Source organism: Cellulomonas sp. RIT-PI-Y (genome assembly GCF_025642745.1).
Classification (GTDB): Bacteria; Actinomycetota; Actinomycetes; order Actinomycetales; family Cellulomonadaceae; genus Cellulomonas.
Window position 1 is genome coordinate 75041 of sequence record NZ_JANZKP010000008.1, and the last position, 9723, is coordinate 84763.

Consider the following 9723-nt stretch of genomic DNA (forward strand, 5'->3'; position numbering starts at 1 on the left):
CGGTGTGTCAGTCGACGGCGGCCGAACGGCGCCAGCGGATGCCCGCCTCGATGAAGCCGTCGATGTCCCCGTCGAACACCGCGGAGGTGTTGCCCACCTCGTGCTCGGTGCGCAGGTCCTTGACCATCTGGTACGGGTGCAGGACGTAGGACCGCATCTGGTCGCCCCAGGACGCCTTGATGTCCCCGGCGAGCTCCTTCTTCTTCGCGTCCTCCTCGGCCTTGCGGACCAGGAGGAGGCGGGACTGGAGCACGCGCAGCGCGGCGGCCCGGTTCTGGATCTGCGACTTCTCGTTCTGCATCGAGACCACGATGCCGGTCGGGATGTGGGTCATCCGGACCGCGGAGTCCGTGGTGTTGACCGACTGACCGCCCGGACCGGAGGAGCGGAAGACGTCGACCTTGATCTCCGACTCGGGGATCTCGATGTTGTCGTCGCTCTGCTCGATCAGCGGGATCACCTCGACCGCGGCGAAGGAGGTCTGGCGCCGGCCCTGGTTGTCGAAGGGCGAGATCCGCACCAGGCGGTGGGTGCCGGCCTCGACCGACAGGTGGCCGAAGGCGTACGGCGCCTTCACCTCGAAGGTCGCCGACTTCAGGCCGGCCTCCTCCGCGTAGGAGGTGTCCAGCACCGTGGTCGGGTAGCCGTGCCGCTCCGCCCAGCGCAGGTACATCCGCATCAGCATCTCGGCGAAGTCGGCGGCGTCGACGCCGCCGGCCCCGGCGCGGATGGTCACGACCGCCTCGCGCTGGTCGTACTCGCCGTTCAGCAGGGTGCGGACCTCGAGCTCGCCCAGGTCCTTGGAGATCGCGGCCAGCTCGGCCTCGGCCTCGGCCAGGGTGTCGGCGTCGTCCTCCTCGCCCGCGAGCTCGACCAGGGTCTCCAGGTCGTCGATCCGGGCGCCCAGCTTGTCCACCCGGTCCAGCTCGGACTGCGTGGCCGACAGGGCGCTGGTGACCTTCTGCGCGGCCTCGGGGTCGTCCCAGAGGTCGGGCGCGGAGGCCTGCTCGGTCAGGACGGCGATCTTGGCCTGGAGGGCGGTGGGGTCGGAGACCGCCTGGATCGTGCCCAGCGTGGAACGCAGGTCGCGGATCTCGGCGGGAAAGTCGGTGGCTGCCACGACGGACCAGGCTACCGTCCCGGGGCCGCCCTCGCGGACGGACTACCGTGTGAGCGTGAACATCCCCTTTCCCTCCGGGACTCAGCACACCCTGGCCCTCGGCGATCAGCGGGCCGTCATCGCCGAGGTCGGCGCCAGCGTCCGCGAGTACGCCGTGGGCGGCCGGGACGTGGTGCTGCCGTTCCCCGCCGAGCAGATCCCGCCCGCCTTCTCCGGCGCCGTGCTCGCACCCTGGCCCAACCGCCTGGCCGACGGCCAGTACACCTGGCTCGGCGTCGAGCATCAGGTGCCGCTGACCGAGCCGGACCGCCGCAACGCCCTGCACGGCCTGGCCGCCCAGGTGCGGTGGTCCCCGATCGAGGCCGACGCCTCCTCGGTGAGCCTGCGGCACGATCTGGTGCCGACCTCCGGCTACCCGTTCCCGCTGCGGCTGGAGGCGACCTACACGCTCACCGCCGACCGCGGCCTCACCCTCCGGGTCAGCGCGACCAACCTCGGCGACCGGCCCGCGCCCTACGGCATCGGCTTCCACCCGTGGCTGTCCCCCGGCGACGCCGCCGTCGACGACTGCACCCTGCGGGTGGACGCCGCCACGATCGTCACCGTCGACGACCGCCTGCTGCCCACCGGCACCGCTCCGTTGACCGGTGCCGCGGACCGCCGCACCCCGCAGCCGCTGGCCGGTGTCGCCCTGGACGACGCGTTCCTGGACGTGAACCGGGACGCCGACGGGCTGGCCTGGATCGTGCTGGGCTCCCCCGACGGCCACGGGTCCGCGATCTGGATGGACTCCTCGATGGACACCTGGCAGGTGTGCACCGGCAACGGCATCCCGTCGATCGACCGTCGCGGCGTGGCCGCCGAGCCGATGAGCTGCATCGCCGACGCGTTCCGCACCGGCGAGCGACTGGTCCGGATCGAACCCGGCGCCTCGCACACGGTGACCTGGGGTATGACCTTGGTCTGACCCACCCCGCTCAGCGGAAAGGCCCCCTGGTGATCCAGGGGGCCTTTCCGGTGTCGGGGGCGATCACTCGCCGTAGTAGAACCCGTCGGTCTGCACCTTGGTGTACTCCCAGTGCCAGCGCTCGTACGGTCCCGAGCCGCCGGGCTGCGCCCAGGCCGGGTTCTCCCAGCCGAAGGTGGCCGCGTTCTCGTTCAGCCACTCCCACTGCACGCCGCTGGTCAGGCCGGAGCAGAAGTCGACCGCGAGGCCGAAGCCGTGGTTGGACTTGCCGGTGGCGGCGGCCAGGCTGCCGCGGGCGGCCTTGACGGCGCTCTGCTGGGCCAGGGTGCGGTAGCCCGAGGACAGGCACATGTCCGAACCGAACTTGGCGACGTACATCGCGTTCAGCTCGGCCAGTGCCTCGGCGGCGTCGGCGCGCAGCTGGGTGCCACCGTCCCAGAGGGTGCACAGGTCGGCGGACGGCAGCTGGCCGTTCGACGCGTTGGGGGTGCTGACCTCGCCGGAGCAGCCGGGCAGGATCTCGCGGTCCTCGCTGCGGCTGGCCGCGACCTCGCTGCGGACCGCGGAGGCGTCGGTGGAGAGCAGGGAGGACGGCGGCACCAGCGTGGAGCTGGGCGTGCCGGTCAGGGCCTCGACCGTGCTGGGCAGCACCGCGTCGTCCGCGGCGGACTCCCCGGTGGCGGCCACCGAACGGTCCTCCTGCTGGGTGAGCGGGACGGCGACGGTGACGGCGGCGAGGGTGACGAGCACACCGGTCCGGATGCCCCAGCGGGCGGCGGGGTGGCCGGAGCGGGCCGACTCGGCGACGGCGGTGCCCCCGGCGGCCTGAGGGGTGGGTCGACGACGGGAGCGCCGGTTGCCGGCCTGCTCCGCCTCTCGCAGCTGCCGACGGCTCGCCACGGGGGCGATGTCGGCGGGCGCGATGTGCGACGCCACGGGACCTCCGATGTTCTACGGACAGGGGGCACCCCGGGGGCCCGGACACAGGTCGACCCTGTGGGAGGGATCCGGGGGAACGATCACGGAACAATAACGGCTCCGCGGCCCGCATTCCAAGACCCTCAGGTCCCTTCCGTTCTCAGGGATCTGTGCTAGGCGCCCGGGTGCGCCACGTCTCACCGACGCGGGATGCCCAGGTGACCGCGCTGCATGGCGTCCCGCACCTCGCCGACCAGCTCTTCCAGGATGTCCTCCAGGAAGACCGCGCCGACGATCGCCTTGTGACCGGATTCACCCGTCTGCTCCACCCGGGCGACGTGCACCCCGGAGCGCTGCATCGCCGCGAGGGCCTCCTCGACCTCGTCCCCGGGGGCCACCACCGCGGTGGTGCGCACCCGCCAGGCCGGCACCGGCAGCCGCCGGGACTCCCCGTCGGCGTAGAGCACGTCCTTGACGTGCAGGTACCCGGTCGGCGCGCCGGAACGGTCGAGCACCGGGAACCGGCTGAAGCCGGTCTTGGCGACCAGGCGCTCCACCTCCTCCGGGGTGACGTCCTGCGGCACGGTGACCAGCTGGTCGCGCGGGATCATCACCTCGGCGGCGGTGCGGTCGGAGAACTCCAGCGCACCGGACAGCAGGCCCTGCTCGTCCTCCAGCAGCCCCTCGGCCTGGGACTGCTCGACGATGGACTGCACCTCCTGCGCGGTGAACGCCGAGGCGACCTCGTCCCGGGGATCGACCCGGAACAGCCGGAGCACGTGGTTCGCCAGCCAGTTCAGCGCGGTGATGATCGGCTTGACCACCCGGCCGAGCCAGACCAGCGGCGGGCCGAAGATCAGCACCGCGCGGTCCGGGCCGGAGACCGACAGGTTCTTCGGCACCATCTCGCCCAGCACGACGTGCAGGTAGACCACCAGCAGCAGCGCGACCACGAACCCGATCGGGTGGGTCAGCTCGCTGCCCACGCCGAGCGCGTGCAACGGGGCCTCGATCAGGTGCGCGATCGCCGGTTCGGCCACCACACCGAGGGTGGTGGAGCAGATGGTCACGCCGAGCTGCGCGCAGGCCAGCATCAGCGACACGTGCTCCATCGCCCACAGCACGGTCTGCGCCCGGCGGTCCCCCGCGGCGGCGAGCGGCTCGATGGCGGAACGTCGCGCGGAGATGATCGCGAACTCGGCCGCGACGAAGAACGCGTTCCCGGCCAGCAGCAGGACCGCCAGCACCAGGGCCAGAGTGGCGTTCACCCGGCCACCTCCTCGGCCCGCGGCAGCACGACGACCCGGTCGACCCTGCGGCGCTGCATGGATTCGACGGTCAGGTCGATCCCCGGCAGCCGCACCGAGTCGCCTGCCTCCGGCACCCGGCCCAGCTCGGCCATCACCAGGCCGCCCAGCGTCTCGTAGCGGGCGTCGTCCGGGACGACCAGGCCGGTCTGCTCGGTCAGCTCGTCCGGCCGGAGCAGGCCGGAGACCACCCAGGCGCCGTCCCCCCGCCGGGAGGCCGCGGTCCGGCGCCGGTCGTGCTCGTCCGCGACGTCCCCGACCAGCTCCTCGACCACGTCCTCCAGGGTGACCACGCCGGAGGTGCCGCCGTACTCGTCCACCACCACCGCCATCTGCAGTCCTTGCTCGCGCAGCTCGACCAGCAGCGGACCCAGGTGCACGGTCTCCGGCACCCGGGGCGCCTCGATCATCAGCGCTGCCGCCGGGACCTCGCCGCGGCGCTCGTAGGGCACCGCGATCGCCCGGCGCAGGTGCACCAGGCCGATGATGTCGTCCGAGTCCTCGCCCAGCACCGGGAACCGGGAGTGGCCGGTCTCCCGGGCCAGCCGGATCACCTCGGTGGCGGGGTCCTCACGGTCGACGGTGACCATCCGCTGCCGATCGGTCATCACGTCCACCGCGGAGAGCTCGGAGAACTCGATCGAGTTCGTCAGCAGCGTCGCTGTCGACTCGTCGAGGGTGCCCACCTGCGCGGACCGCTTCACCAGCGCGGCCAGCTCCTGCGGCGAGCGCGCCCCGGACAGCTCCTCGCGCGGCTCGACGCCGAACCGGCGCAGGATCGCGTTCGCGGAAGAGTTGAACAGGCCGATCAGCGGCCGCAGCCCGGTGGTGAACCCGTGCTGCAACGGCGCGACGAACCGCGCGGTGCCCAGCGGCCGGCTGATCGCGAAGTTCTTGGGCACCAGCTCGCCGAACAGCATGGAGAACCCGTTCACCAGGACGACCGTGATCACCCCGGCCACCGCGATCCCGGCGCCACGTCCGAGCGGCCCGGTCAGCGCGCCCCCCAGCAGGCGGCTGACCGCGGGCTGCGTGGTGTAGCCGAGCAGGACGGTGGTCAGCGTGATGCCGACCTGGGCGCCGGAGAGCTCGGTGGACAGCCGGCGCAGCGCCTTTAGGACGGTGTTGCCCCGGCGGTCGTCGGGCCGGGTCTCCTTGGCCACCACCCCGGGGTCGAGCGTCACCAGGGAGAACTCACTGGCGACGAACAGGGCGGTGCCCGCCGTGAGCAGGACGCCGAAGGCGATCAGCAACCACTCGGTCAGCACCGGTCACCACCGGTCGTCGTGCGGGAAGGGGAAGAACGGAGGGGGCCGACTCTGCTCGCACAGGGTCGGCCACGACTTGAGCTGGGCATGGTCGCAGCATCATACGAAAACCTCCACACCCGTGTGCCACGCTGGGCCCATGACCTTTGCCACTCGCCCCGGCTCCCCCGCCGGTCCCACCGGCCAGGGGGCCGTGACCGCCACGGTGCTCGTCGTGGAGGACGAGCCCGCCATCGCCACCGCGGTGGCCCGCCGGCTCGCCGCCGAGGGCTATCAGGTGGAGACCGTCGGCGACGGCCTGGCCGCCGTGGACGCCGCGGCGCGGATCCGGCCGGACGCCGTGGTGCTGGACGTGATGCTGCCCGGGATCGACGGCCTGGAGGTCTGCCGCCGGATCCAGGCCGAGCGCCCGGTGCCGGTGCTGATGCTCACCGCCCGCGACGACGAGACCGACATGCTGATCGGGCTGGGGGTCGGCGCGGACGACTACATGACCAAGCCCTTCTCCATGCGGGAACTGGTCGCCCGGGTGAAGGCGCTGCTGCGCCGTCAGCAGCGCGCCGCCCTGGCCGCCGAGCAGGCCACCACCGCCAGCGGCGCCGAGCCGCCGGTGACGATCGGCGACCTGGTGATCGACCGGGCGCAGCGCCGGGTGCACCGGGCCGGCACCGAGGTGCACCTGACCCCGACGGAGTTCGACCTGCTGCTGGCCCTGGCCGCCAGCCCGCGCACCGTGCTCACCCGCGAGCGCCTGCTGGCCGAGGTCTGGGACTGGGTCGACGCCTCGGGCACCCGGACCGTCGACTCGCACGTCAAGGCGCTGCGGCGCAAGCTCGGCGCCGACCTGATCCGCACCGTGCACGGTGTGGGCTACGCGCTGGAGCCCGCCACCGGCACCGACACCGCGGAGGCGGGCCAGGAGTGACCAGCTCCCCTCGCCGGGACCGCGAACGACCCCTCGCCTCGGCGACCTCCCTGCCCCGCCTGCCGGACGTCCGGCCGCTGGACCGGTTCAAGTCGCTCAAGATCAAACTCGGCGTGCTGGTCGCGGCGTCCTCCGGCGTGGCGGCCCTGCTCACCTGGTTCGGGCTGAACAACACCCTGGGACCGACCCGGACCTTCCCGGTCGTCCTGGTGATCGTGCTGGTCTTCACCCAGCTGCTGGCCCGGGGCATGACCTCCCCGCTGCGGGAGATGACCTCCGCGGTGCGCTCGATGGCCGCGGGCGACTACACCCGGCGGGTCCGGGCGACCTCCCGCGACGAGGTCGGTCAGCTGGCCGAGGCGTTCAACCGGATGGCCGACGAGCTGGAGCAGACCGACACCATCCGGCGCGAGCTGGTCGCGAACGTCTCGCACGAGCTGCGCACGCCGGTGACCGCACTGCAGGCCTCGCTGGAGAACATCGTGGACGGGGTGGACGACCCCGACCCGGAGACCATGAAGGCCGCCCTGGCCCAGACCCAGCGGCTGAGCCGTCTGGTGTCCACACTGCTCGACCTGTCCCGGCTGGAGGCCGGAGCGGTGGAGCTGAACCTGACCGACGTGCCGCTCAGGGAGTTCCTGGAGGAGGCGGCCAGCGAGGGACGACTGGTCGGCGCCAGCAAGGGGCTGACCTTCCCGGTGGTGGTCGAGCCGGAGAACCTGGTGATCCCCGCGGACCGCGAGCGCCTGCACCAGATCCTGGCGAACCTGGTGCAGAACGCCGTGCGGCACTCCCCCGTGGGGGCGCCGGTCCGGCTGGAGGCGCACCGCTCCGGCGGCTGGGTCCGGCTGGACGTGGTGGACCAGGGCCCGGGCATCCAGCCGGATCAGCGCGAGCGGGTGTTCGAACGGTTCGCGCGCGGCAACACCCCGGCGATCACCGGGCAGATCTCCACCGGCGGCACCGGGCTGGGCCTGTCCATCGTCCGGTGGGCGGTCAATCTGCACGGCGGCACGGTCGGGGTGGCGGACACCCCGGCGGGCTGCACGATGCGGGTGATGCTGCCCTCGCGGCGGCAGAGTCGCCGGACCGCGCCGTCCTCCGCGGGCTAGTTCGACTCCTGGGCCTTCGCCACCGCCTCCGGGTAGCCCTCGTCGAGCTGCTCGAAGAAGCTCAGCGAGGTCCCGATCGCCACGTTGAGGTGGTCGGTGAGCTGGTCGTCGGTGACGCCCGAGCGGTAGTTCACGCTCAGCTCCGCGAACACGCCCAGCGTGCCGTCGTCGAACGCGCGCACCACGACCTTGGGCCAGTGGGTGTCGGCGTGCCAGTCGTTCACCCGGATCAGCAGACCGGGCTGCGCGTCGATCGGCAGGTCACGCGCCCAGCGGGCCCGGACGTACAGCGTCTCGCCGTCCTTGCCGGACGTGCTGAACGTGAACGGGTGGTCGTCCCAGGTGCCGTAGGCCTCGGTCCGCTCGTCGTCGGTGCCGTAGTTCCACTCGTTGGCGTCGAGCGCGGCGGTGAGCCGGTCGAAGGTGAAGGCCGCGGGGGCCGCGTTCGGGGTGACGTCCTTGGTGAAGAAGCCCATGGACACAGCCTGCCAGACCCCTTGTTCTATCCAAGGTAGAACAGTTACGGTCGAGGGCATGACCGCTCCCGCGATCGAGATCCGGCACCTGTCCAAGAGCTTCGGACCCGTCCGCGCCGTCGACGACCTGAGCTTCACGGTCGCTCCGGGCCGGGTCACCGGATTCCTCGGCCCGAACGGCGCAGGCAAGACCACGACGTTGCGGATGCTGCTCGGCCTGATCGCCCCCACCTCGGGCACCGCGACCATCGGCGGCCGGCGCTATGCGGACCTGGACCGCCCGCTGCGCACGGTCGGCGCCGCACTGGAGGCGGCCGACTTCCACCCCGGCCGGACCGCTCGGGACCACCTGCGGGTCTCGGCGCCCAAGGCGGGGGCGCCCGACTCCCGGGCGGACGAGCTGCTGGAGCTGGTCGGCCTGCGCGAGGCGGCGAACCGGCGGGTCGGCGGCTTCTCGCTCGGGATGCGTCAGCGACTCGGCCTCGCGGCCACCCTGCTCGGCGATCCGCCCGTCCTGCTGCTGGACGAACCCGCGAACGGTCTCGACCCGGAGGGCATCCGCTGGCTGCGCGACCTGCTCCGCAGCCTGGCCGCGGAGGGCCGGACGGTCCTGGTGTCCAGCCACGTGCTGGCCGAGGTGCAACAGACGGTGGACGACATCGTGGTGATCTCCCGCGGCCGACTGGTGCACTCCTCACCCCTGTCCGAGCTGGTCGCGCTGGCCGAGCACCGGGTGCGGGTCACCACCCCGGACCGCGCCGGACTACTCGCCCTCGCCGAGCGTGCGGGGTGGTCCCTGACGGCAGGGCCGGACGGGAGCGCGGAGCTCAGCGGGGTCGACGCCGCCACCGTCGGTCACGCCGCCTTCACCGCCGGACTGGAACTGCACGAGCTGAGCGCCCGGGGCGCGTCGTTGGAGGACGTATTCCTCCGCCTGACGGCAGTCACCGAGGGAGCGACCCGATGACCGACACGCTGCGCGCCGAGTACCGCAAGCTGGTCACCACCCGGATCTGGTGGGTGCTGCTGCTCGCGATGGCCGGCTACATGCTCTTCATCGCCGCGATCATGGCGTTCGCCCTCACCGTGGACCCGTCCTCCGGCGTGGAGACCGACCTGCCCGCCACCACGATGGACGACGCGACGATCGCGATCACGATCTACACGCTGTCCGCCTCGCTGGGCTTCGTGTTCCCGCTGCTGGTCGGGGTGATGTCCGTGACCGGCGAGTTCCGGCACCACACGATCACGCCGACCCTGCTGGCCGAGCCGGACCGCACCCGGCTGATCGTGGCCAAACTGCTCGCCAGCGTGCCGTTGGGCCTGGTGTTCGGGCTGGTCGGCGCCGTGGCCACCACCGGCACCGGCGCCGCGGTGCTCGCGATGATGGACCACCCCACGCTGCTGACCGACCCGGCGGTGCTGGGCACCGTCGGACGGACCGTCCTGGCCCTGACCGTGTGGTGCGTGCTCGGGGTCGGGCTGGGCTGCGTGCTGACCAACCAGGTGCTCGCGATCGTCGCGGTGCTGGCCTTCACCCAGTTCGTCGAGCCGCTGGCCCGGCTGCTGCTCGGCCAGGTCGAGGCGCTGTCCGGCGTGGGCGCCTATCTCCCCGCGGCCGCCGGGGAGG

The 9723-nt window shown here is 72.4% G+C and carries 10 protein-coding genes; 5 read left to right on the forward strand and 5 right to left on the reverse strand.

Annotated elements, in window-relative coordinates; genetic code table 11:
- Positions 1 to 7: 7 nt before the first annotated feature.
- On the reverse strand, positions 8 to 1120 hold the full coding sequence (gene prfB, locus OGL89_RS04790) for a peptide chain release factor 2 (protein ID WP_263118732.1): 1113 nt from the start codon (positions 1118 to 1120) through the stop codon (positions 8 to 10).
- 55 nt (positions 1121 to 1175) lie between these two features.
- On the opposite strand from prfB, the gene OGL89_RS04795 reads away from it, so the two are divergent.
- Entirely contained in the window at positions 1176 to 2087 is a 912-nt protein-coding gene (locus OGL89_RS04795; protein WP_263118733.1) for an aldose 1-epimerase family protein, read from the forward strand.
- Between the two features lie 63 nt (positions 2088 to 2150).
- On the opposite strand, the gene OGL89_RS17115 is transcribed toward OGL89_RS04795, so the two are convergent.
- The 3 genes from OGL89_RS17115 to OGL89_RS04810 all read right to left on the reverse strand — a co-directional run bounded on the left by OGL89_RS17115 (position 2151) and on the right by OGL89_RS04810 (position 5580).
- Positions 2151 to 3023, reverse strand: a complete 873-nt coding sequence (locus OGL89_RS17115) for a M15 family metallopeptidase (RefSeq protein WP_263118734.1) — start codon at positions 3021 to 3023, stop codon at positions 2151 to 2153.
- A gap of 179 nt (positions 3024 to 3202) precedes the next feature.
- Positions 3203 to 4273 carry a hemolysin family protein gene (locus OGL89_RS04805; RefSeq protein WP_263118735.1) on the reverse strand — a complete coding sequence of 357 codons (1071 nt, stop codon included), beginning with the start codon at positions 4271 to 4273 and terminating at the stop codon, positions 3203 to 3205.
- The gene (locus OGL89_RS04810) at positions 4270 to 5580 is read right to left on the reverse strand and encodes a hemolysin family protein (protein WP_263118736.1); all 1311 of its coding nucleotides are present in this window, start codon (positions 5578 to 5580) and stop codon (positions 4270 to 4272) included. Before OGL89_RS04810 ends, OGL89_RS04805 begins: the two co-directional genes overlap by 4 nt.
- Positions 5581 to 5719: 139 nt before the next feature.
- On the opposite strand from OGL89_RS04810, the gene OGL89_RS04815 reads away from it, so the two are divergent.
- Together OGL89_RS04815 and OGL89_RS04820 are read left to right on the forward strand one after the other, a co-directional pair.
- Positions 5720 to 6505 (forward strand): response regulator transcription factor, encoded by a 786-nt coding sequence (locus OGL89_RS04815; RefSeq protein WP_263118737.1) that lies wholly within the window; start codon positions 5720 to 5722, stop codon positions 6503 to 6505.
- Positions 6502 to 7617 carry an ATP-binding protein gene (locus OGL89_RS04820; RefSeq protein ID WP_263118738.1) on the forward strand — a complete coding sequence of 372 codons (1116 nt, stop codon included), beginning with the start codon at positions 6502 to 6504 and terminating at the stop codon, positions 7615 to 7617. Before OGL89_RS04815 ends, OGL89_RS04820 begins: the two co-directional genes overlap by 4 nt.
- Here OGL89_RS04820 and OGL89_RS04825 read toward each other — a convergent pair.
- The gene (locus OGL89_RS04825; RefSeq protein WP_263118739.1) at positions 7614 to 8093 is read right to left on the reverse strand and encodes a YbjN domain-containing protein; all 480 of its coding nucleotides are present in this window, start codon (positions 8091 to 8093) and stop codon (positions 7614 to 7616) included. The two genes, OGL89_RS04820 and OGL89_RS04825, sit on opposite strands and share 4 nt — an antisense overlap.
- A gap of 58 nt (positions 8094 to 8151) precedes the next feature.
- On the opposite strand from OGL89_RS04825, the gene OGL89_RS04830 reads away from it, so the two are divergent.
- Complete coding sequence (locus OGL89_RS04830) at positions 8152 to 9060, forward strand: ABC transporter ATP-binding protein (RefSeq protein WP_263118740.1); 909 nt, start codon at positions 8152 to 8154, stop codon at positions 9058 to 9060.
- Positions 9057 to 9723, forward strand: a 667-nt coding sequence (locus OGL89_RS04835; RefSeq protein ID WP_263118741.1) for an ABC transporter permease, incomplete at its 3' end; no start/stop codon positions are given. The genes OGL89_RS04830 and OGL89_RS04835, both read left to right, overlap by 4 nt.

What these genes read in the sequence shown, in the direction of transcription:
- OGL89_RS04815 (WP_263118737.1), top strand. Translation starts at nt 5,720, where the DNA reads ATGACCTTTGCCACTCGCCCCGGCTCCCCCGCCGGTCCCACCGGCCAG.
- OGL89_RS04825 (WP_263118739.1), bottom strand. Translation starts at nt 8,093, where the DNA reads ATGGGCTTCTTCACCAAGGACGTCACCCCGAACGCGGCCCCCGCGGCC.
- OGL89_RS04830 (WP_263118740.1), top strand. Translation starts at nt 8,152, where the DNA reads ATGACCGCTCCCGCGATCGAGATCCGGCACCTGTCCAAGAGCTTCGGA.